We start from the raw sequence: 21,981 nt of genomic DNA on the forward strand, positions 1-21,981 counted from the left end.
ACGCTTGTGACAAGGACGGATGTCCAACTGGCGCGGGGTGAGCCCGAGGCAACTTCGCAGATGGGGATGCCCGGTGGCGGCGCTGAGTGACGCGGGGCCCGCGCACCAAGCCCGAGTCGTGGATTCTCTAGGATCGACCCATGTCCACGACCATGCCCGGCTTCGGGACGGAGCGCATCACGCAGCTCGGCCTGCGCGACCGCGTCTACGACCGGGTGCTCGAGGTCCTGATGGGTCACGACGTCGAACCGGGCATGCGGCTGTCGATCGACGGCCTCGCTCGCTCGCTGGGGGTCTCGCCGACCCCGGTCCGCGAAGCCCTGGTGCAACTCGAACGCACCGGCCTCGTCACCCGTGAAGCGAACAAGGGGTACCGGGTCTCCCCGCCCCTGGCCGGCGACCAGCTCGAGGCCCTGTTCGACGCCCGGCTCATCGTCGAGAGCGGCGCCGTCGAACTCGCGGCCCGCGGCGACGTCGACGGCCTGCGCGAGCGACTGGCGGCAGCGCTCGACGAGCAGGCGGCGGTGGCCGCCGAGGTCGCGTCCGTCGGTGCTGCGCACGCGCCGGAGGAGCTGATGGCCCGCTTCTTCCGCAGCGATTGGCAGTTCCACCAGCTGATCTTCGACGCGACACGGAACCCGTTCCTCGAGGAGATGTCCGAGATCATCACGACGCGCGTGCACCGCATGCGGCAGATCGTCGAGGGTGGCGGGGACGACACGGATCGTGCGGTCCAGGAACACCGGGCCATCCTGGAGGCGCTGGCTGCGGACCCGACGTCGGCCGTCGCCGCGATGCGGCTCCACATCGACGCCGTCCGGTTGCGTTCGCGCGCGGACGCGTCGCACACCAGCTGAGGCGGAGGGGTTGCGTTCCGGCGACGTGCGAGTATCTTTCCTATAGGAAAGAGGTTCACCGCTGAACCACCACGACATGCAAGGGAGCATTCCGTGACCACTCCACAGGACTGGGTCGACCAGGATTGGGACCCCACCACCTGGACGTCGGAGACCTGGCCGATCGCCGCCTGCCTGCACGGGTTCGCGCAGGTCACCCGCGACGGGACGGCCTTCCACGACGCCCCCGCCGAGGTGTGGGACGAGGTGTTCGGGCAGATCGAGGCCGTCGGCTTCTCGCTCGCCGAACTCGCCGACAGTCACATCCGGCCCGCTGACCTCGAAGCCTCGCGCCGTGACGAGCTGTTCGCCGTCGCGAAGGCGCACGGCATCGGCATCCCGTCGGTGCACCTGCAACGCAAGAGCGTCATCCAGCCCGGGCACGAGGACGAGAACCTCGCGTACGCCCACCGCACGATCGACGCGGCGGCCGAGTGGGGCATGCAGGTGTTCTCGACCGGGCTGCACCAGCCGTTCACCGACGCCCAGAAGCGGGCGCTGTGGTTCTGGACGGCGCCGGGCCCGAAGGACCCCGACGACCCCGAGGTCTGGAACGCCGCGGTCAAGCGACTGCGGGAGCTCGGCGAGCACGCTGCGAGCGTCGGGCTGCCGATGGCGCTCGAGCTGTACGAGGACACGTACCTCGGCACCGCCGACAGCGCGGTCCGCCTGGTCGAGGAGATCGGGCTCGACAACGTCGGGCTGAACGCGGACGTCGCGAACCTCATCCGTCTGCACCGTCCCGTCGAGGACTGGCGGGAGCTCTTCGCGAAGACCATGCCGCACACGAACTACCTGCACGTGAAGAACTACACGCGTGACGAGGCCGGCGACGGGAGCTGGGCGACGAGTGCGCCGAGCACCATGGAGACGGGCCTCATCAACTACCGCCAGGTCCTGCGCGACGCCGTCGCCGACGGGTTCCGCGGGATCGTCATGACCGAGCAGTACGGCGGGGACAGCCTCGGCGTCTGCGCCACCAACCAGCAGTACATCCGATCCGTCCTCGCGACGACGAAGCTCGACGCGACGGCGACCCCGACTGCAGCAACCAGCACCGAAGGAGCAATCCGATGAGCACCCTCGACATCGACATCGCCGTCGTCGGGTCCGGCTACATGGGCGGCGGGATCGCCCAGGTCCTCGCCCTCGCCGGCCACACCGTCCGGATCGCCGACGTCTCGGCCGAGATCGCCCAGCAGAACCTGGAGCGGCTGCTCACCGAGACCGCACAGTTCGTCGCCGACGGGCTGTTCCCCGAGGACGCCGTCGAACGGGTCCGCGCACACCTGAGCGCCGCCGAGTCGATCGAGGCCGCCGTCGCCGACGCCGACTTCATCGAAGAGGCCGTGCCCGAGAAGCTCGAGATCAAGCACGCGACGCTCCGCCGCATCAGCGAGGCCGCCCGCCCCGACGCCGTGATCGGCTCGAACACCTCGACGATCCTGATCGAGTCGCTGGCCGAGGCGGTCGTGGGCCCGGAGCGGTTCCTCGGGGTGCACTTCTCGAACCCGGCACCGTTCATCCCCGGCGTCGAGCTCATCCCGCACCCGACCACGAACGAGCACGCGGTCGAGGTCGGCGAGACCGTCGTCGCCGCGACCGGCAAGCAGTCGGCGCGGGTGAAGGACTCGACCGGGTTCGTCCTGAACCGCCTGCAGTACGCGCTGTTCGAGGAGGCCACGAAGATCGCCGACGAGGGCATCGCGAGCCCCGACGACATCGACACCATCGTGCGCACCACGTTCGGGTTCCGCCTGCCGTTCTTCGGCCCGTTCGCGATCGCCGACATGGCAGGGCTCGACGTCTACGCGTTCTGCTTCGAGTCGCTGCAGACCCGCTGGCCCGAGCGCTTCGCCACCCCGCCGTCGCTGCAGCAGCACGTGGACGCCGGTGAGCTCGGCACGAAGTCCGGCGCCGGGTACCTCGAGGTCCCCGCCGACCGCACGCCCGAACTCGTCGCCTACCGGAACAAGGCGTACGTGGCGATGCAGAAGCTCCTCGACGAGCTCGGCCCGGCACCGATCCACTGAGGCGGGAGGGACACCATGAGCGACCAGAACCAGTCAGCCGTCCAGCACCCGGACCGCACCGTCGTCCTCACCGGTGCCGCCTCACCGCGGGGCATCGGCCGCGCCACCGCCCACCACCTGGCCGAGGCCGGGTGGGACGTCGGGATCATCGACCTCGACCAGACGGCGAGCGAGCAGGTCGCCGCCGAGATCCGCGAACAGCACGGCGTGCGGGCCGTCGGTGTCGGTGCGAACGTCGCCGACGAGTCCGCCGTGCGTGCCGCCTTCGACACGATCGAGGCCGAGCTCCGGCCGATCACCGCACTCGTGAACCTGGCCGGGGTGTCGTCCGCGCACGCCTACCTCGACCTGCCCGAGGGAGAGTGGCACCGGGTGCTGTCGATCAACCTCGACGGCGTGCACTTCGCCAGCCTGCGGGCGGCGGAGTCGATGGTGCGGTCCGGCTACGGGCGCATCGTGAACCTGTCGTCCGTCTCCGCCCAGCGCGGCGGCGGCACCTTCAGCAAGACCCCGTACACGGTGGCGAAGGCCGGCGTGATCGGCCTGACCCGCGGACTGGCGCGCGAGCTCGGCCCGCGCGGCGTCACGGTCAACGCGATCGCCCCCGGTCCGATCGACACCGACATCATGGGCGGCACCCTGTCCGAGGAGCGGAAGGCCGAGATGGCCGCCGACGGCGTGCTGCCGCGCATCGGCACCCCGCGGGACATCGCCGCCGCCGTCGCGTACCTGATCAGCGAGGACGCCGGGTTCGTCACGGGCCAGACGCTCAACGTCGACGGCGGCCTGTACATGCACTAGGGCCAGCCGCCCACGGAACGCGCGCCGACCGGGCGACGCGATCCGTGCCTCCCGTCCGGACGACCGAACCGACCGCCGGACGCCAGAACGACCGCACCGTGCTCGCAAAGGAGCGAACCCGTGTCACTACCCCCTGCCCCCGCGCTCGGGTCGACGAACGACCCCGGCCTGAAGTCCGCCATCGGCAAGGCGACGAAGCACCTCATGCCGATGCTCGTCATCCTGTACTTCGTCGCGTTCCTCGACCGCACGAACGTCGGCTTCGCCGAAGAGGCCCTGCGCGTCGACCGTGGCATCTCCGACGCCGCCTTCGCCCTGGGCGCCGGCATCTTCTTCATCGGCTACGCGATCTTCGAGATCCCGTCGAACCTGCTGCTCAAGCGGTTCGGTGCGCGCTTCTGGCTCGCCCGGATCGCCGTCACGTGGGGCATCGTCGCCGCACTGTTCGCCTTCACGACGAACGACACGATGTTCATCATCCTGCGGTTCATCCTGGGTGTGACCGAGGCCGGGTTGTTCCCGGGCGTGATCATGTACCTGTCCGAGTGGTTCCCGAACAAGGTGCGCGTGCGCATGTTCGCGATCTTCTACCTGGCGCAGCCGTTCTCACAGATGATCGGCGCCCCGCTGTCCGGCGGCCTCATCAGCGTCGGTGACCAGGTCACGCCGTTCCACGGCTGGCAGGTCATGTTCGCCGGCGAGGGGATCCTCGCGGTGCTGGCGGGCATCGCGGCCCTGGTGTTCCTGACGAACAGTCCGCAGCAGGCGAAGTGGCTCGAACCGGGCGAGAAGGCGTCGCTCACCGCGGCCATGGAGCGCGAGGACACCGCCCGCAGCGAGGACGGCCCGAAGGGCATCTGGCGCGCGATGGCGAGCGGGCGCGTCTGGTACTTCACGATCATCTACTTCTGCCTGCAGGTCGCCGTCTACGGCACGACGTTCTACCTGCCGCAGCAGGTGTCCTCGCTGCTCGGGCAGGACGTCGGCTGGCAGGTCGGTCTGGTGTCCGCGATCCCGTGGCTCGTCGGACTCGTCGCCTGCTACCTGATCGGGTCGCGTGCGGACTCCGTCGGACGCCGTCGTCGCTGGGGCACCCTGTTCTACGTCACGACCGGCCTGTCGATCCTCGGCTCGGCGTGGGCGGGTGCGAACGGGCAGCCGGTGCTCGGCATCCTGTTCATCACCCTGGCCGTCGCGAGCTTCCTGGCCGTCGGCCCGATCACCTGGGCGTACCCGACGGCGTTCCTGACCGGTGCCGCGGCCGCCGCGGGCATCGGCCTGATCAACTCGCTCGGCAACCTCGGCGGGTTCGTCGCCCCGATCATGCGCACCGCGATCAACGAGGTGGTGCCCACTGACAGCGGTGCGTTCGGGATCGTCTCGCTCGGCGTCCTGGCGTTCGTCGCCGCAGTGATGATCTTCTGCACCAAGTTCTTCCGCGGGGCCAAGGCCGACGAACTGCTCGACACCTCGCACGTCCGCACCACCGACCCGAAGGGCAGCAAGCGATGACCAGACTGTTCAACGACCCGGCGGACTTCGCCGACGAGGCGACCGACGGCTTCGTCGCCGCGAACGAGCGGTGGGTGCGGAAGGTGCACGGCGGGGTCGCCCGCTCCACCACGAGTCCCGACGGCACGGTCGCGGTCGTGATCGGTGGCGGCTCGGGCCACTACCCCGCGTTCGGCGGACTGGTCGGACACGGCCTGGCCGCCGGTGCCGCGATGGGCAACCTGTTCGCCAGCCCCAGCGCCCAGCAGGTCACCGGGGTCGCGAAGGCCGCGGAGCACGGTGGCGGTGTGCTACTCAGCTACGGCAACTACGCCGGTGACGTCCTGAACTTCGACGCCGCGGCGCGCACGCTCGAGGCCGACGGCATCCCGGTCCGGACGGTCCGCGTCACCGACGACGTGACGAGCGCCCCGGCCGACGACCGCGCGAAGCGCCGCGGCATCGCGGGTGACCTCTGCGTCTTCAAGGTCGCCGGCGCCGCCGCCGAGCGCGGGGATGACCTCGACACGGTCACCGCCGTCGCCGAACGGGCGAACGACCGGACGCGCAGCTTCGGCGTCGCGTTCTCCGGGTGCTCCCTGCCCGGCGCCGAGGAACCCCTGTTCACGGTGCCCGAGGGTCGGATGGCGGTCGGCATGGGCATCCACGGCGAGCGTGGCATCGACGAGACGGACGTGCCCACCGCCGACGGGCTGGCCGAGCTGCTGGTGTCCCGTCTGCTCGACGAACTGCCCGACGGCGTGGCGCTCGAGGGCCAGCGGGTGGTCCCGATCCTGAACGGCCTGGGCTCGGTCAAGTACGAGGAGCTCTTCGTCGTCTACCGCTCGGTGCAGCGGCTCCTGACGGACGCCGGGGTCGTCATCGTGGAGCCCGAGGTCGGCGAACTCGTCACGAGCTTCGACATGGCCGGGGTCTCCCTGACGCTGTTCTGGCTCGACGACGAGCTCGAGGAACTCTGGGCAGCACCCGCGGACACGCCCGCCTACCGCAAGGGCGGTGCGGTCGCCGAACAGCGGGTCGACCCGTCCACCGTGGCGGCGGACGCCGAGGGCGTCGGCATCGGCCCGGCGACCGACGAGTCCCGTGCGGTCGCCGAGCAGGTCGCCGCCGGGTTCGCCGCGGTCCGCGCCGTCCTCGACGAGCACGCCGACGAACTCGGGCGCATCGACGCCGTGGCCGGTGACGGCGACCACGGCATCGGGATGCAGCGCGGATCGCACGCCGCCGACGTCGCAGCCGCCGACGCGGTCACCCGCGGTGCCGGTGCCGGCACCGTCCTGCTGGTCGCCGCGGATGCCTGGTCCGACAAGGCCGGCGGCACGTCCGGTGCGATCTGGGGTGCCGCCCTGGAGGCACTGGGTCGCGTGGTCGGGGACGACTCGCGTCCGTCGGGTGCCACCGTCGCGCAGGGGGTCCGCGCGGCCACCGAGGCCGTGCTCGCGTTCGGCGCCACCGTCGGTGACAAGACGATGGTGGACGCCCTGGTGCCGTTCGACGAGGTGCTCCGCACCCGGCTCGACGCCGGGGCGGCGCTCGCCGAGGCCTGGGGCGACGCCGTCCGCGCCGCCCGACAGGCAGCGGACGCCACTGAGTCCCTGGTGCCGAAGATGGGCCGGGCACGGACCCACGCCGATCAGGCCGTCGGCACCGCGGACCCCGGTGCGCTGTCCTTCGCCCTCGTCGTGGAGACGGTCGCCCCGTGATCACCGTCGGGGTGTCGCTGAAGACGTACTTCTCGCACGCCCGGACGCTGTCGTGGGCGGCCGAGGTCGCCGACATCGCCCGGCGACACCCCGCGGTGCGCTCGGGTGCGGCGTCGCTCTTCGTGGCGCCGACGTTCCCGGCCCTCGTCCCGGTGCGTGACCTGCTCGAAGGCACCGGTGTGCAGCTCGCCGCGCAGGACCTGTCGTGGGCCGACGCGGGCGCGTTCACCGGCGAGGTCTCCGGCGCCGAACTGCGGGAGATCGGTGTCGACCTGGTCGAGATCGGGCACGCCGAACGGCGCTCCCTCTTCCACGAGGACGACACGACGATCGCGGGGAAGGTGCACGCGGCCTTCCGGAACCACCTGCGTCCGCTGGTCTGCGTCGGGGAGCCGGACCGGGCCTCCGATCCGACGGAAGCGGTGGCGGCGGTGACCGCGCAGCTCGACCGGGCCGTCTCGACCGCCGTCGCGGACGGTCTCGCCGGGCCCCTGACCGTCGCCTACGAACCGGTGTGGGCGATCGGCGCACCGGCACCCGCACCGGACGACCACATCGTGGCGGTGCTCGCCGGGATCGAGCAGCACCTCGCCACCCGGCCCGAGCTGCGCGGCAGCACCGTCCTCTACGGCGGCAGTGCCGGACCGGGTCTGCTCACGCGGGGGCAGGGCCGGATCGGCGGGCTGTTCCTCGGACGGTTCGCCCACGACCCCGCAGCGGTCGAGGCGATCCTCGACGAGGTCGTGGCGCTCAGCTGAGCTGGTCGCGGACCCGCCGTGGGGCGCGACCGAGCAGTTCGCCGAGCAGCGGGTCGGTGCCGGCGAACAGGCCCCGCTCGGCGGCCTGGTACATGCCGAGCAGGAACGCGACCATGTGCGGGTCCTGCCCCGCTGCCAGCGCACGGGCACGCCACTCGTCCTCGCCCAGGGCCTCGAACCCGATCGTCCGACCGGACACCTCGGACGCCTGCCGAGCCAGGTCGGCGAAGGTCGGCGCGTCCGGAGCGGTGAGCGTCACCGGCCCGTCGAACGGCTGGTCGGCGAGCAGGATCGCGGCGGCCGCCTCGGCGGCGTCCTCGCGGGCGGTCCACGACACCGGGCCGTCGACGGGGACGGACACCGTGCCGGTCTCCTGCCACGGGCCCGTCATCCAGGCGGCGCTGTGCGCGTAGAAGCCGTTCCGCAGGCTCGTCCACGGCAGGCCGGAGTCGCGGAGCAGGTCCTCGGTGGCGGCGTGGTGCGCTGCGGGCACGAAGGGCGAACCGTGCGCGGCGCCCTGGTGGCTCGTGTACAGGACCCGGCCGACGCCGGCGTCGACGGCTGCGTCGACCGCGGCTCGGTGCAGCGCGACGGCGTCGGCGGCCGGGTCGCTCGACGAGACGAGCAGGAGCTGGTCGGCGCCCGCAAAGGCTGCCGGCAGGGTCTCCGGTTCGGCGTAGTCGCCTCGGCGGACCTCGACGCCGCGGTCGGCGAACCGCTGTGCTCGGGCTGGATCACGGGCCACCACCGCCAGGTCGGACGGCGCGAGGTGCTCGAGCAGGTGGTCGGCGGTCGCGCCGTTGAGGGCTCCGGTGGCCCCGGTGATGACGATCATGACTTCTCCGTATCGGTGGAAACAGCACGTCGGTAGCGCTGGTAACACAGTGATAGCACAGATCCGTTATCGTTGTTCCGTGATCGAGCAGGGAAGCCAGCGCGACGAGACGCGTTCGCGCATCGTCGAGGTCGCCGGCACCATGCTGCGTGAACGCGGTGCCGCGGCGGTGACCACGCGGGCGGTCGCGGACGGCGCAGGCGTCCAGGCACCGACCATCTACCGGCTGTTCGGCGACAAGGACGGTCTGCTCGAAGCGGTCGCCGAGCACGCGATGGCGACGTTCTCGGCGATGAAGGCCGACGCCGTGCGGGCTGCTCGTGACGAGGCGACCGACCCCGTCGAGGACCTGCGCACCGGGTGGTCGATGACGATCGGCTTCGGGCTGGCGAACCCCGACCTGTTCGTGCTGTTGAGCGACCCGGAGCGCGGCCGTCGGTCGGCAGCCGCCCGCGCCGGTACCGCGCTGCTCGCCGAACGCATCCGGCGGGTGGCCGAGGCCGGGCGACTGGCCGTGCCGGAACACCGCGCGGTCGAGCTCGTGCACGCGGCCGGCACCGGTGCGGTGCTCGCGATCCTGGCCGCTCCGGCGGACGAGCGGGACCCGTCACTCGCCGATGACGTCCTCGACGCCGTGCTCGGGCGGATCCTCGTGCCGAGCGGGCCGACGAGGGACGACGGCGGCGCGGCCCCGGGTGGTCGCGGTCGGGGGACTGACGCCGTGACGAGCGCCGCGATCACGCTCCGTGCCGCAGCGCCCCGGCTCGATCGACTGTCGGCAGCCGAGCGGACGATGCTCGCGGAGTGGCTCGACCGGATCGCCGCGGACTAGTCCTCGCGGGCGCCCGCCAGCCCGTGGTCGTGTGCGTAGACGACGAGCTGCACCCGGTCGCGCAGTGACAGCTTGCCGAGGATGCTCGAGATCTGGGTCTTCACCGTCGACTCGGTGACGTACTCCTTCGTGGCGATCTCGGCGTTCGAGAGCCCACGGGACGCCCACCCGAACACGACGCGCTCCCGCTCGGTCAGGGTCGCGAACTCCGGCGGCTGCGGTGCGGGGGCCCGCGCCACGTCGGTGCCGAACAGCTGCGCGAGGTCGTTCGGTGCGATGACCGAGCTGCCCTCGTGCACGGCCCGCACCGCGGCGAACAGGAACGGCGGCGTGGTGTCCTTGAGCAGGAACCCGCTGGCGCCGAGCCGGATCGCGGTCGCCGCCGCCGGGTCGAGCCCGAAGGTGGTGAGCACGACGACGCGGGGCAGCGGACCCGGGACGGCGCCTGAGTAGAGCTGCCGGACGGTCTCCACGCCGTCCATGCCGGCCATCCGCATGTCGAGCAGCACCACGTCGGGGCGCACCTCGGGGATGAGCGCGAGCGCTTCGGCGCCGTCGGAGGCCTCACCGACCACGCGCATGTCGTCCTGGGCGTCGAGCACCACCCGGAGCCCGGCGCGGAACAGCGCCTGGTCGTCGGTGAGCAGGATCCTGATCGGTTCGGTCATCGGACGGGTCCCCCTTGGACGTCGAACGGGATGCGGGCGCGTGCCGTGAACACGTCGTCCAGCACGGCGGCGTCGAACGACCCACCGAGGGCGCCGAGGCGCGAGTCCATGCCGTCGATCCCACGGCCCGAGCCGGCGGTGGTGCCGTCGCCGGCGACGTTCTCGACCTCGAGCACCAGGTCCGCGTTCCGCCAGGTCTCCCGCACGACGACCGGGTTGCCGGGGGCGCCGTGGCGCAGGGCGTTCGTGAGCATCTCCTGCAGCACGCGGCGGGCGGCGGTGCCGGTGTCCGGGCGCAGGGCCAGCGGGACCCCGCGCACCGTGCGGTCGACGTCGACCCCGGCGTCGCGGATGCCCTGCACGATCTCCTCGAGCGAGCCCGGGCCGGTCGCCTCGGCGGAGCCGTCGATGTGCCCGAGGACCTGTCGGACCTCGACCAGGGAGCTCCGGGCGGTGCTCGCGATGGTGGCGCTGACCGCTCGGATGCGCGCCTCGTCGTCGAGGAACGGCACCGAGTCGGCCTGCGCGATGATGACCGCGAGCGAGTGGCCGACGACGTCGTGCACGTCGCGGGCGATGTCCGCGCGGATGCGTTCGGACTCGGCGACGTCGATCGCGCGGGTGGCGGTGGCCTCGGCCTCGGTGGCGACGGCCTCGGCACGCGATGCTGCGGCCTCGGCGTCGGCGCGGCGCTCCGACTCTCGGTCGCGGGAGCGGAAGGCCCGGACGGCGACGCCGCCCGCCCAGACCCCGAGCAGCGCGGTCACCGGGGCGGCCATCGCCAGGAAGGCCTGGTCGCGCGGGCCGTTGATGAGCACGAGGAACCGGAAGCCGGTCGACGCCAGGTAGACCGTCGCACCCGCCCCGGCGACGACCGCGAGCACGCCCGAGGCGACGACCTCGGTGCGGGTGCCCACGACCGCGGCGGTGCCGATCACGACGAAGAGCGCGAGGTCCACCAGCGACGGGCGCTCGCCGCCGCCGACCTGGATCACCCCGAGGACGACGACCATCGCCATCGCGGCGGACGGGGAGATGCGACGCAGGGCGATCGCCACCGAGGCCGACAGCACCGCGGCGAGGCTCGCGTGCTCGAGCTCGAGGTCGATGGGCAGCAGGAAGACCAACGCCGCCAGGGCCGCCCAGGCCACGTCGACGGCGATCGACCGGGTGGCGAGCGGCCGGAGGAACCTGCCCCGTTCGGTCACGAGAGCGATCCTCCCATGCCGTACCGGCGTCACGCGGGCGGGGTCATGGCCATGAGTGCGATGACGGTGGCGACCACGATCGCCGCGCAGAGCAGCAGGGTGGCGATCGTGTGCTTGGTCGAGGTCTGCATGCTCCCAGCCTGCGCAACGGGACGGCCGAGGGCATCGGGCGGTCGACCGAAGGGACTCGTCCTGCCGGGTGAACCTGCCGTCTGCGTGATCCGGCCACCTTGGACGGCCGCCCAGTGCCCCCGGCGAACCATCGGCCGTGCAATCGCTCGATCGACACGAAGGAGCACGATTTGTACTTCCACAAGCAGGAACTCCAGTTCACGGCAACGCCCGACAAGCCCGACGCCGTCTACGCCCGCAAGCTGCAGGAGGTGCTCGGTGGCCAGTACGGAGAGATCTCCGTCGCGCTGCAGTACCAGTTCCAGGCGTGGAACATGCACATCCCCGGCAAGTACCGCGACATGGTGTTCGGCATCGGCGCCGAGGAGATGGGCCACGTCGAGATGCTCGCGACGATGATCGCGCAGCTGCTCGAGAAGTCCCCGCTCGGCATCACCGAGGACGCGCTGCAGGACGACCCCACGGTCGCCGCGATCGTCGGCGGCACCGACGTCCAGCACGCGATCGTCGCGGGTGCGGGCGCCCGTCCGGTGGACAGCAACGGCAACCCCTGGCAGGGCTCGTACATCACCGCCAGCGGCAACCTGCTCGCCGACTTCACGGCCAACGAGAACGCCGAGATGCAGGGTCGTGTGCAGGCCGCCCGGCTCTACCACATGACCGACGACCACGGCGTGCGGGACCTGCTGTCGTTCCTCATCGCCCGCGACACCATGCACCAGAACATGTGGGCGACCGCTGCCGCCGAGCTGCGCGAGAAGGGCGTCGAGGGCTTCCCCGTGCCGAGCAACTTCCCGCAGTCGAAGGAGAACCAGGAGGTCAACTACCAGTACCTCAACTTCTCCGACGGTGCCGAGGCGAAGAACGGCCCGTGGGCGAGCGGCCCCTCGTTCGACGGCAAGGGCGAGTACTCGTACCACGACGGTCCGACGACCTCGGTCCCGATGCCCCCGCCCACGCACCCCGACGTCCGGCTCTACGGCACCACCGAGCTGCCGAACGTCGTCGAGAAGACGGCCGGCCTGGTGCAGGACAAGCTGAACAAGGAGTAGTCCCGACGGTCGCCCACGCGACCGACGGAACGACAGGAGGCCCGGCGCACGACGTGCACCGGGCCTCCTGTCCGTCAGGTGGTCACCGCGCCGACGGGGCGGACCCGCCCACGGTCATCAGCGCCCCCGTCTCGGGTTCTTCGTCGCGTGGTGCCTCGAAGATGCCCGAGTAGGCGCGGACCGCGCTCCACCCCGCGATCAGCAGGGCCGTGCCGAGGACCGCCGCGACCCAGGGCACCAGGAGCGACTGCTCGAACAGCCGGGGCGCGGCGACCCAGGTCAGGAACGTGCCGGTCAGGCTGCCGGTGGCCCCGAGGAGCACGGCGGTGCGCCGGTCCAGGCTCGTCAGCGCGAGCGCCGCGGTGACGACGAGGACCGCGACCACCGCGTTCAGCAGGACGGACGTCATCGCTCAGCTCCTCACTCGGCGGCGGCGCCGGAACCGACCGCGAGATGCTCGGACGCGCCGCCGACGGTGACGGCGATCTTGCGCGGCTTCGCGGACTCCTTGACGGGGATCGTGACGCTCAGCACGCCGTTGTCGTACCCGGCGGTGATGCGCTCGGCGTCCAGGCCGTCGCCGAGCGTCAGCTGCCGGACGAACGTGCCGGGCTGGCGCTCACGCGTGAGCCACTGCGAGCCCTCGGGCGCGCCCAGGGTGCGCTCGGCGCGGATGGTCAGGACGGAGCCGTCCACGTCGATGTCGACGGAGCCCGGGTCGATGCCGGGCAGGTCGACGTCGAGGACGTAGTGGTCCCCGGTGCGGTACAGGTCCATCGGCATCGAGCGCGGACCAGCTGCGGTGCCGAGGAGCGAACCCGCGAGTCGGTCGAGCTCGCGGAACGGGTCGAAGTTCATCGTCATCGAAATCAACTCCTTCGTGGTTCTCGTTGAGTCCCCTCGACTCAACTGCCACCGTTTTAGCACTCGACCCTGGCGAGTGCCAAGAGATCGCTCAGAGGACGCCGAGAACTCAGCCGAGCAGGGGCGCCAGGAACGGGTCGATGACCGCCCACGTCGCGTCGGGGGCCTCGAGGTGAGGCAGGTGCCCGGCCGCCGGGACCTCGGCGAACACCGCACCCGGCACGGCCGCAGCGACCGCACGACCGTACGCCGGGGTCACGACCCGGTCGCTCGCGCCGGACATCACGAGCGTCGGCACCCGTACGGCCCCGAGTCGACCGAGCAGGCTCGGGTCGCTCATCGACCGGCCGGCGATCACCGCCATGGTCTGCCCGTTCGACCGCTGCACCGCCCGCTGTTCCTCGGTGACGGACGCCGGGTCCTGGTACCCCCGCGCGGGATCGTGCCAGGCGACCTCGGCCAGCCCGCGGGCATCGAGGGCGAAGAAGTCGGCGATCGGTTCGCCCTCGACCACCGCACCCACCCCGTCGATGTCGACCACAGCACCGACGACCCCGGCGTACCGGTCGTCGCCAGCTGCCTGCAGGGCCATCTCGAGGGCGATCCAGCCGCCGATCGAGGACCCGACCACCACGACGTCCTGCTCCCCGGCGGTGACGAGCTGCTCGAGGTACGCGGTCGCCAGGGCCGGGACGGAGTCGATCCCGTCCGGGCGCGGGGTGCCGTCCCACCCGGGGTATGTGGGGGCGACGACGTGGAGGGCGGGTGCGAGGTGCGCGACGATCGGCGCGACGGTCCGGGGGCCGCCGCCACCGTGCAGGACGAGCGCGGTGCGGGTGTGGGTGTCGGTCATGGGTGCTCCGTATCAACATGTTTATGTACGAGTATTGATACCGTAGCACCATGCCGACCGACCTCGAAGCCCTGGGCCACGCCGTCAAGCGGGCGCAGTACCGCAACCACCGCACGATGGACGCCGCCCTCCGTGACCTCGGCGTGACGCTCGTGCAGTGGGACGCCCTGCGCGCCATCGACCGGATGCCCCACGCATCGGGGCACGACCTCGCCGTCGCGACGTTCCAGAGCGACCAGGCCTTCGGCACCCTCGCCAACCGGATGCTCGACCGCGGGCTCATCACCCGGACCGCCGGTCGGGGTCGGCGGATCGAGCACGCGATCACCGAGGACGGTCGGCGGGTGCTCGACGAGGGACGTCGCATCGCCGAGGGGGTGCTCGACTCCCTGTTCGCACCGCTCGACGAGCCGCGACGAGCGGCGCTCCTGCAGCTCCTCACGACCCTGACGGGCTCCGCCGAACCGTTCGGCGCGCAAAACGTACACAGTGCGAATGGTTCGTTGAACTGACCGTTCACTTTGTGAAAGAGTTCAGCCGTCCGCAGGGGACACACGGCAAGCAAGAAGGGCGGGACACGACATGCACAGCACGTACTCCGGAATGCCTCGGACGGCACGGATCGGTGGCAGTCACACGCGCGTCGGTCTCACCGACCCGGCGATCATCGACGCGTACGTCGAGCGTCGCATCCAGGACCCCTCGCTGCTCGCCGGTCGTCCCGAACCGTCCTACGCGGACTTCTTCAGCACGCCTGCCGTTTAGCAAGGAGCGCATGACCCCATGCCGTTGACCGTCGTCCGTCGAGAGCACGTCCACCTCTACGCCCGCGAACCCGAGTCCGGGGTCGCGAAGACCGCCGTCGACGCGCTGCTGCGCCTGCAGCACGCCGAGGACCAGCAGATCGAGTCCGCCCGCATCGAGAGCGGCCTGTCGAAGAACGAGTTCCTCGCCGTCCGGTACATGCTCCAGGCACACCGGGACGGCCGCACGATGGGCCCGAAGGACCTCGCCGTGATGCTCGCCGTCTCGAACGCCTCGGTCACCAAGATCGTCGACGGGCTCGTGCAGAAGGGCCTGCTGTCCCGCACGGCGCACCCCACCGACCGTCGTGCGCAGGTGCTCGCCCCGACCGACCGGGCCGCCGAGAAGATCGACGCCTCGTACGCGCGCTTCCACGCGGCCGTCGTCGAGGTGCTCGAACAACTCCCCGACACGGACAACGCCGTCCTCGCCGACTCGCTCACGAAGATCGTCGACGCGCTCGCCGCGGGCACGCCCGCGCCGGTCGACGAGTACACGGTCGACGACCAGGACTGACGCGAGCGCACCCGGCTGACGCGACCAGGCGGGTGCGACGCGACCGGATACGGACGGGAGGCCCGTGGTGCGCCCGCCACGGGCCTCCAGACCGGACGGTGGCGAGAAAACCTTCCAGCGGTAAGTTGGGTGCATGACCCACCCCGCGGACGACGCCGACGCGGCCCAGCCGCGCCGCGGCGGGTACCGCAAGGGCGCCGAGCGGCGCACGCAGATCCTCGACGAGATGATCCGCATGGTCGCGGAGCAGGGGGTCGACGCATCGTCGCTCCGCTCGGTGGCCGAAGCCCTCGGGATCACGCACGCGGCGCTCCGCCACTACTTCCCCAGTCGCGACGAACTGCTGCTCGCCGTCTACCGGGAGCACGAGGTCCGCGAGCAGGGCGCGCCCGACCGGATGAAGTCGGCGATCGGCGACATGCGCGAGAGCGCATCGCGCAACCGGGCCGTGCCGGGGCTGGTGCAGCTGTACACGACCCTCGCGGCCGACGCCGTGCAGGAGGGCCACCCGGCCACGCGCGACTTCATGCGCGAACGCTTCGCCCGCCTTCGCGCCGAACTCGCCGTGCTGATCGAGGCGGACCAGGCGAGTGGCCGGATCCGCGCAGACCTGGACCCGGTCGACCTGGCGAGCCTGAGCATCGCGGCATCCGACGGACTGCAGGTCCAGTGGCTGCTCGACCCGGACGCCGTCGACGGCGAGCGGGTGCTGCGGCTGCTCGAGCAGCTCGTCCCGCCGGTGCGCTGAGCGGCCAGGGGTACGCCCACACCGCCGGTGGCACAGCGACCGGCCGGTAGAAGGGCAGCATGACCACTTCCACGCGCACCCCGCTCGGCGTCACGCTCGTCGACGGGGGCGCCAACGTCGCCCTGTTCTCGAGCACCGCCGAGCGGGTCGAGTTCTGCACCTTCGACGACGACGGCACCGAGCACCGCACCGAGCTCCGCAACCGCACCGGCTACACCTTCCACGACGTCGTCCCCGGGGTGACCGTCGGCACCCGCTACGGCTTCCGCGTGCACGGTGCGTGGGACCCGGCGAACGGCCTCCGCCACAACGGCGCGAAGCTCCTGCTCGACCCCTACGCCACCGCGATCGACGGCGAGTACGAGTGGGGCCAGGCGCTCTTCGGTCACGACATGAACGAGCCCGAGCAGATCGACGAGACCGACTCGGCCAGCGCGATGCCCAAGTCGGTCGTCGCCGACCGGTCCTTCGACTGGGACGGTGACACCCTGCTGCGGACCCCGCTCGCCGACACCGTCGTGTACGAGGTGCACGTCAAGGGCTTCACGAAGCAGCACCCGGACGTCCCCGAGGAGATCCGCGGCACCTACGCCGGCATGGCCCACCCGGCAGCGATCAAGCACCTCACCGACCTCGGCGTCACCGCGGTGGAGCTGCTGCCGACGCACCAGTTCGTGCAGGACTCGACGCTCCTCGACAAGGGGCTCCGCAACTACTGGGGCTACAACAGCATCGGCTTCTTCGCGCCGCACGACGAGTACTCGTCCGCAGGTACCGCCGGGCAGCAGGTCGCCGAGTTCAAGGAGATGGTGAAGGCCCTGCACGCCGCGGGGCTCGAGGTCATCATGGACGTCGTCTACAACCACACCGCCGAGGGCAACCACATGGGCCCGACGCTGTCGTTCAAGGGGATCGACAACCAGTCGTACTACCGGCTGGTCGAGGGTGACGAGGCGAACTACTTCGACACCACCGGCACCGGCAACAGCCTGAACGTCGGGCACCCGGCGGCCCTCGGACTCATCATGGACTCGCTCCGCTACTGGGTCGAGGAGATGCACGTCGACGGCTTCCGGTTCGACCTGGCCACGACGCTCACCCGCCAGGACGGCGAGGCCGAGAAGCACTCCGCGTTCCTCGACATCATCCACCAGGACCCCGTGCTGCGCGAGGTCAAGATGATCGCCGAGCCGTGGGACACCGCCGGTTACCAGGTCGGCGGGTTCCCGGCCGACTGGTCCGAGTGGAACGGCAAGTACCGCGACGACCTGCGGGCCTTCTGGCGCGGCGACGAGGGCGCCCTCGGCGACGCCGTCCAGCGGGTCCTGGGCAGCCCGGACGTCTACGAGGGCTCGCGGCGCTCCCCGCTGTGCTCGATCGATTTCGTGACCGCCCACGACGGTTTCACCCTGGCCGACCTCACGATGTACGCCGACAAGCACAACGAGGCGAACGGCGAGGACAACAACGACGGCGAGAGCGACAACACCTCGTTCAACGGCGGCGTCGAGGGCCCGACCGACGACGGGGCGGTGAACGACTACCGCGACCGGCAGCGCCGCAACTTCCTCGGCACCCTGCTGCTCTCCGCCGGCGTGCCGATGATCCTGGGTGGCGACGAGCTCGCCCGGTCGCAGGGCGGCAACAACAACGCGTACTGCCAGGACGACGAGATCTCGTGGTTCGACTGGGCCGCCGCCGACCAGGACCTGCTCGCCTTCACCACGGCGGCCATCGCGTTCCGTCGGCAGCACCAGGCCCTGCGTCCGGAGTGGTTCCGCACCGCGCCGGGCGACTCGGAGTCGACGGTGACCGTGCTCCGTGCCGACGCCGCCGGGTTCGAGGACGGCGACTGGGCGGACGGGGGCAACCGGGCCGTGACGCTCGTGCTGCACCAGGGCGACGACACCGTGGCCGTGCTGCTGAACGCGTCGGACACCACGGTGGAGTTCACGCTGCCGGAGCGTCCGGGTGGGGGCAGCTGGTCCCTCGGGCTGTCGAGCGACCCCGACCAGGCCGTGGTGGGCGACGCGGCGACGCTGCTCGTGCGCGACGCGTCCTTCACCGCGCTGGTCTGACGCGGGGCGGGGCTCGCGCGGTTTCGCTTGGTGAGCAGCAATGGTCGGGTCCGCGTTCGGGATCCGACCATTGCTGCTCACGAAGTGGTGCGCGTGGCGCTCCTGGGCGCTCCTAGGCGTTCGCGCCCGCGGTCAGCACGGCTGCCGCGGGGTCGAAGTCCTCGGGCAGCGGCGGGATCGCGTCCACGGTCGACGTGATGTCGACGGCGGACCCCGACTCGGCCGCGTCACGGATGCCGAGCAGCACGTCGAGCACGTGCAGCGCGACGGCGCCGGAGGCACGCTCGGGGCGGTCCTCGGCGATGGCGCGGGCGAGCTCGACGACACCGGTGCCACGACCCCAGGTGGAGCCGACCGCCTCGAGCGTCTCGGGCTCGTCCTGCCCGTAGCGCCAGAGCTGCGACGAGCCCTCGAACGTGTTCGGGTCCGGCAGCGAGATCGTGCCGAGCGTGCCGTTGATCTCGACGAAGCCCATGCGCGGCAGGGCGTGCTGGAACGAGAACGTCGACTGGGCGGACTGCCCGCCGGCGAACTCGATCAGGGCCGCGTGGTGCGTCGGGACCTCGACCGGGAACGTCTCGCCGGCGCGGGGGCCGGACGCGATCGTGCGACGGTCGAGCGACTTCGACGAGACGGCCTGCACGCGCGAGGCGGTGCCGAACGCGTGCACCAGGGTCGTCACGTAGTACGGGCCCATGTCGAACAGGGGGCCGGCACCGGTGGCGAACAGGAAGTCCGGGTTCGGGTGCCACGCCTCGGGCCCGGGGACGTGGAACAGCGTCGTCGCGGAGAGCGGCTCGCCGATGTCACCGCGGGCGATGGCCCGGAGCGCCGTCTGGATGCCCGCGCCGAGCACGGTGTCCGGAGCGGTCGCGACACGCAGGCCCTTGGCCTTCGCCGACTCGAGCACCGCGGCGGCCGACGCGTGGTCGGTCGCGATCGGCTTCTCGCTCCAGACGTGCTTGCCGGCGTCGATGATCTGCTGGTCGACCTCGGCGTGTGCGGCCGGGATCGTCAGGTTGATCACGATCGAGATGTCGTCGCGGGCGAGGAGTTCCTCGACCGATCCCGACGAGGCGACCCCGTACGTGGCCGCCTGCTCAGCGGCCCGCTCGAGCAGCACGTCGGCGACGAAGCGGACCTCGACGTCGGCGAACTTGGTCAGGTTCTCGAGGTACTGCGTGGAGATGTTGCCGGCACCGATGATGCCGATCCCGACACGGCTCACTTGTCGTTGTCCTTGAGCCAGGTGAGGGACTCGGTGATGCCCTCGAAGACGTCGCCCTTGTACGCGTCGAACTCGACCACGCGGATCGCCTGCGGTGCGGCGGCGAGGATCGCGGTCACGTCGACGTCGCCCTGACCGGCCGGCGTCTGGTTCTCGAAGGCGCGCTGCAGCGCCTCGGGCACGATGAGGGCGCTCTCGGACGAGGGCAGCGCGGTGCGGATGTCACCGTCGACCTTGCCGTCCTTGACGTGGATCGCGACGACGCGGTCGCCCAGGCCCTTGAGCACGGCAGGGGCGTCGGCGCCACCGACGGTCGCCCAGAAGGTGTCGACCTCGAGGACGGTCTCCGGCGACAGCTGCGACACGAACAGGTCGTAGACGGTGCGGCCGTCGACCTTGTTCGTGAACTCCCACTGGTGGTTGTGGTACCCGAACTGCAGGCCACGGCCGGCGGCCTCGGCGGTCAGCTCGTTGACGCGCTCGGCGATCTTCGCGACGTCGTCGGCGGTCTGCCAGCGGTCGGTCGGGATGAACGGGTCGATGACGGTGCGGATGCCGAGGCGCTCGGCGGCGTCCCAGATCGGCGCGGTGTCCTCGGCGTCGATCACGGCGACGTGGCCGGACGGAGCCTTGAGGCCGGTGGCCGCGAACGCACGCTCGAGGTCGGTGGCGCGCTCGACGAACGCGTAGGGCTCGACGTTCTCGTACCCGATCTCGGCGACACGGGCGATGGCCTTTTCGAGGTCTTCGGCGATGGCGTCGCGCAGCGAGTACAGCTGCACAGAAGTGGTGGGCATTGCAGAGGCTCCTTCGATCCTGTCTGGGTGTCGCGGCCCGTCGAGGAGCGATGCTCCGCGGCGAGATCGATGACGACGCTACCCCAAAAACCACCCGGTGTGTAGTTTTTGCTGCCCCGTGTGACGCGGCCGGTGTTGCAGACAACACGTGTCGATGTATGCTCGCGTCGGAAAAACCTTGTCAGGCAAGGTTTTCATCGACTCAAGGAGGCGTCATGAGCACACCCGAACCCGGCAGCCCGGCACTGCTCAACCCGGAAGAGGGCATCACCCAGCCCGTCAGCACGGTCAAGGTGGGCATCGGCTACCAGATCGCCCTGTTCCTCGGGCAGTTCGGCCTCTTCGTCGCGCTCATGGCGCCCGTCTACGTGAGCATGCAGCTCAAGGCGCAGGCCCTGGTCGGCGACGACGCTGCGAACGTCATCGGCTCGGTGCTGCCGATCGGCGCGTTCGGTGCGCTCATCATGAACCCCCTCGCGGGTGCCCTGTCCGACCGCACCCGCACGCGCTGGGGTCGTCGTCGCCCCTGGCTGCTCAGCGGTGTCGTGGTCTTCGCGATCGCCCTCGCCTGGATCGCCTACTCGCCCGACGTCCTCAACCTGACGCTGGCCTGGCTGCTCGCCCAGCTCGCCGCGAACGCCACGCTCGCCACCCTGCTCGCGAGCTTCGCCGACAACGTGCCGCAGCTGCAGCGCGGCCGGTCCTCGAGCATCATCGCGCTCGCGCAGAACATCGCCGTGCTCGCAGGCACCTACCTGTCGGTCTTCTTCGTCGCGAACCTGCCCGTGCTGTTCATCGCGCCCGGCATCCTGGCGATCATCCTGGTCGCCGTGTACGCCGTCGTCGCCCGTGACGACCTGCCGACCTACAAGCTCAAGAAGTTCACGTTCCTGAACCTCATCGCGTCGTTCTGGACGAACCCGGTCAAGAACCCGGACTTCGCGTTCGCGTGGTGGTCGCGCTTCCTCATCATCTTCGCGACCTTCATGTTCACGACGTACCGCCTGCTCTACATGGAGCAGCACCTCGGCATCGAGAGCGCGAAGGAGGCGACGGCCGCCGTCGCCTTCGGTGTGCTGCTCTACACGATCGCGCTGCTGGTCAGTGCGGCGCTGTCCGGCTGGGCCTCGGACAAGCTCGGTCGCCGCAAGGTGTTCGTCGGTGGCTCCACGGCGATGTTCGCGGTCGGACTCATCGTGCTCGCGCACGCCGACACGGTCAACGGCTTCTACGTCGCCGAGGTCATCATGGGCTTCGCGTACGGCATCTACTCCGCGATCGACACCGCACTCGTCGTCGACGTCCTGCCGAACGCCGACCGTCCCGGCAAGGACCTCGGCGTCATCAACATCGCCAACGCGCTGCCGCAGTCGCTCGCCCCGGCCGTCGCACTGTTCTTCCTGAAGATCGGGTCCGGGGACGCCGCCGACAACTACACGCTCATGTGCTGGGCCGCCGGCGCGATCGCCATCATCGGCGCACTCGTCGTCATCCCCATCAAGCGGGTGCGGTAGCGCCCGTCGCGCAACGCGACAAGAGGAGGACGGGCGCGGCACGCTCAGCGGTGTCGCGCCAGCGACACGCGGGCCGCGCCGACCGAGCCTGCGAGGGAGGGGTGGCGACGCCGCCACGGGCCTCCCGTCCGTCTGCCTGGTTGCGTCAG

General features: G+C 71.0%; 23 protein-coding genes. 15 read left to right on the plus strand and 8 right to left on the minus strand.

The features are described from left to right. Window positions 1-140 precede the first annotated feature (140 nt). From FFG40_RS03235 to FFG40_RS03265, 7 genes are all read left to right on the plus strand, one after another. Complete coding sequence (locus FFG40_RS03235) at window positions 141-857, plus strand: GntR family transcriptional regulator (protein WP_017887786.1); 717 nt, start codon at window positions 141-143, stop codon at window positions 855-857. A gap of 93 nt (window positions 858-950) precedes the next feature. Then, complete coding sequence (locus tag FFG40_RS03240; RefSeq protein ID WP_138802224.1) at window positions 951-1,973, plus strand: sugar phosphate isomerase/epimerase; 1,023 nt, start codon at window positions 951-953, stop codon at window positions 1,971-1,973. Further along, on the plus strand, window positions 1,970-2,929 hold the full coding sequence (locus tag FFG40_RS03245) for a 3-hydroxyacyl-CoA dehydrogenase family protein (protein ID WP_138802225.1): 960 nt from the start codon (window positions 1,970-1,972) through the stop codon (window positions 2,927-2,929). The genes FFG40_RS03240 and FFG40_RS03245 overlap by 4 nt, the downstream gene beginning before the upstream one ends. 15 nt (window positions 2,930-2,944) lie before the next feature. Next, window positions 2,945-3,730: an SDR family NAD(P)-dependent oxidoreductase gene (locus FFG40_RS03250; protein ID WP_138802226.1), complete on the plus strand. Its 786-nt coding sequence runs from the start codon at window positions 2,945-2,947 to the stop codon at window positions 3,728-3,730. 120 nt (window positions 3,731-3,850) lie between these two features. Next, window positions 3,851-5,242, plus strand: a complete 1,392-nt coding sequence (locus FFG40_RS03255) for an MFS transporter (protein WP_035809316.1) — start codon at window positions 3,851-3,853, stop codon at window positions 5,240-5,242. After that, window positions 5,239-6,945: a dihydroxyacetone kinase family protein gene (locus FFG40_RS03260; RefSeq protein WP_138802227.1), complete on the plus strand. Its 1,707-nt coding sequence runs from the start codon at window positions 5,239-5,241 to the stop codon at window positions 6,943-6,945. Before FFG40_RS03255 ends, FFG40_RS03260 begins: the two co-directional genes overlap by 4 nt. Further along, complete coding sequence (locus FFG40_RS03265) at window positions 6,942-7,703, plus strand: triose-phosphate isomerase family protein (protein ID WP_138802228.1); 762 nt, start codon at window positions 6,942-6,944, stop codon at window positions 7,701-7,703. Before FFG40_RS03260 ends, FFG40_RS03265 begins: the two co-directional genes overlap by 4 nt. On the opposite strand, the gene FFG40_RS03270 is transcribed toward FFG40_RS03265, so the two are convergent. Further along, window positions 7,696-8,538: an NAD(P)H-binding protein gene (locus tag FFG40_RS03270; protein ID WP_138802229.1), complete on the minus strand. Its 843-nt coding sequence runs from the start codon at window positions 8,536-8,538 to the stop codon at window positions 7,696-7,698. The two genes, FFG40_RS03265 and FFG40_RS03270, sit on opposite strands and share 8 nt — an antisense overlap. A 79-nt stretch (window positions 8,539-8,617) precedes the next feature. On the opposite strand from FFG40_RS03270, the gene FFG40_RS03275 reads away from it, so the two are divergent. Next, the gene (locus FFG40_RS03275) at window positions 8,618-9,370 is read left to right on the plus strand and encodes a TetR/AcrR family transcriptional regulator (RefSeq protein ID WP_260678776.1); all 753 of its coding nucleotides are present in this window, start codon (window positions 8,618-8,620) and stop codon (window positions 9,368-9,370) included. Here the strand turns inward: FFG40_RS03275 and FFG40_RS03280 are convergent. Both FFG40_RS03280 and FFG40_RS03285 read right to left on the minus strand, forming a co-directional pair. Continuing rightward, complete coding sequence (locus tag FFG40_RS03280) at window positions 9,367-10,038, minus strand: response regulator transcription factor (protein WP_138802231.1); 672 nt, start codon at window positions 10,036-10,038, stop codon at window positions 9,367-9,369. The two genes, FFG40_RS03275 and FFG40_RS03280, sit on opposite strands and share 4 nt — an antisense overlap. Continuing rightward, entirely contained in the window at window positions 10,035-11,246 is a 1,212-nt protein-coding gene (locus tag FFG40_RS03285) for a sensor histidine kinase (RefSeq protein WP_260678777.1), read from the minus strand. The genes FFG40_RS03280 and FFG40_RS03285 overlap by 4 nt, the downstream gene beginning before the upstream one ends. 302 nt (window positions 11,247-11,548) lie before the next feature. On the opposite strand from FFG40_RS03285, the gene FFG40_RS03290 reads away from it, so the two are divergent. Then, complete coding sequence (locus tag FFG40_RS03290) at window positions 11,549-12,430, plus strand: manganese catalase family protein (protein WP_138802232.1); 882 nt, start codon at window positions 11,549-11,551, stop codon at window positions 12,428-12,430. An 82-nt stretch (window positions 12,431-12,512) separates the two neighbouring features. On the opposite strand, the gene FFG40_RS03295 is transcribed toward FFG40_RS03290, so the two are convergent. The 3 genes from FFG40_RS03295 to FFG40_RS03305 form a co-directional block, all read right to left on the minus strand. Beyond that, window positions 12,513-12,839 carry a hypothetical protein gene (locus FFG40_RS03295; protein WP_138802233.1) on the minus strand — a complete coding sequence of 109 codons (327 nt, stop codon included), beginning with the start codon at window positions 12,837-12,839 and terminating at the stop codon, window positions 12,513-12,515. 11 nt (window positions 12,840-12,850) lie between these two features. Next, window positions 12,851-13,294, minus strand: a complete 444-nt coding sequence (locus FFG40_RS03300) for an Hsp20/alpha crystallin family protein (protein ID WP_138802234.1) — start codon at window positions 13,292-13,294, stop codon at window positions 12,851-12,853. Window positions 13,295-13,403: 109 nt separating this feature from the next. Further along, window positions 13,404-14,147, minus strand: coding sequence for an alpha/beta fold hydrolase (locus tag FFG40_RS03305; protein ID WP_138802235.1), 744 nt, complete (start codon window positions 14,145-14,147; stop codon window positions 13,404-13,406). A gap of 50 nt (window positions 14,148-14,197) precedes the next feature. Here FFG40_RS03305 and FFG40_RS03310 point away from each other — a divergent pair, with 50 nt between their 5' ends. The 5 genes from FFG40_RS03310 (at window position 14,198) to glgX (ending at window position 18,293) form a co-directional block, all read left to right on the plus strand. Continuing rightward, entirely contained in the window at window positions 14,198-14,659 is a 462-nt protein-coding gene (locus FFG40_RS03310) for a MarR family winged helix-turn-helix transcriptional regulator (protein ID WP_138802236.1), read from the plus strand. 91 nt (window positions 14,660-14,750) lie between these two features. Continuing rightward, window positions 14,751-14,912 carry a hypothetical protein gene (locus FFG40_RS16970; RefSeq protein WP_185974068.1) on the plus strand — a complete coding sequence of 54 codons (162 nt, stop codon included), beginning with the start codon at window positions 14,751-14,753 and terminating at the stop codon, window positions 14,910-14,912. 18 nt (window positions 14,913-14,930) lie between these two features. Continuing rightward, window positions 14,931-15,467 carry a MarR family winged helix-turn-helix transcriptional regulator gene (locus FFG40_RS03315; RefSeq protein WP_138802237.1) on the plus strand — a complete coding sequence of 179 codons (537 nt, stop codon included), beginning with the start codon at window positions 14,931-14,933 and terminating at the stop codon, window positions 15,465-15,467. A 133-nt stretch (window positions 15,468-15,600) separates the two neighbouring features. After that, window positions 15,601-16,215 (plus strand): TetR/AcrR family transcriptional regulator, encoded by a 615-nt coding sequence (locus tag FFG40_RS03320; RefSeq protein ID WP_042538020.1) that lies wholly within the window; start codon window positions 15,601-15,603, stop codon window positions 16,213-16,215. 59 nt (window positions 16,216-16,274) lie between these two features. After that, on the plus strand, window positions 16,275-18,293 hold the full coding sequence (gene glgX, locus FFG40_RS03325; RefSeq protein WP_138802238.1) for a glycogen debranching protein GlgX: 2,019 nt from the start codon (window positions 16,275-16,277) through the stop codon (window positions 18,291-18,293). Window positions 18,294-18,405: 112 nt separating this feature from the next. Here glgX and FFG40_RS03330 read toward each other — a convergent pair whose 3' ends face one another. Next, entirely contained in the window at window positions 18,406-19,521 is a 1,116-nt protein-coding gene (locus tag FFG40_RS03330; RefSeq protein ID WP_071248781.1) for a Gfo/Idh/MocA family protein, read from the minus strand. After that, the gene (locus FFG40_RS03335) at window positions 19,518-20,318 is read right to left on the minus strand and encodes a sugar phosphate isomerase/epimerase (protein WP_185974069.1); all 801 of its coding nucleotides are present in this window, start codon (window positions 20,316-20,318) and stop codon (window positions 19,518-19,520) included. The genes FFG40_RS03330 and FFG40_RS03335 overlap by 4 nt, the downstream gene beginning before the upstream one ends. A gap of 215 nt (window positions 20,319-20,533) precedes the next feature. On the opposite strand from FFG40_RS03335, the gene FFG40_RS03340 reads away from it, so the two are divergent. Then, window positions 20,534-21,832, plus strand: coding sequence for an MFS transporter (locus FFG40_RS03340; protein ID WP_051597042.1), 1,299 nt, complete (start codon window positions 20,534-20,536; stop codon window positions 21,830-21,832). Window positions 21,833-21,981: the final 149 nt, after the last annotated feature.

The organism is Curtobacterium sp. KBS0715 (assembly GCF_005938005.2).
Taxonomy (GTDB): Bacteria; Actinomycetota; Actinomycetes; order Actinomycetales; family Microbacteriaceae; genus Curtobacterium; species Curtobacterium flaccumfaciens.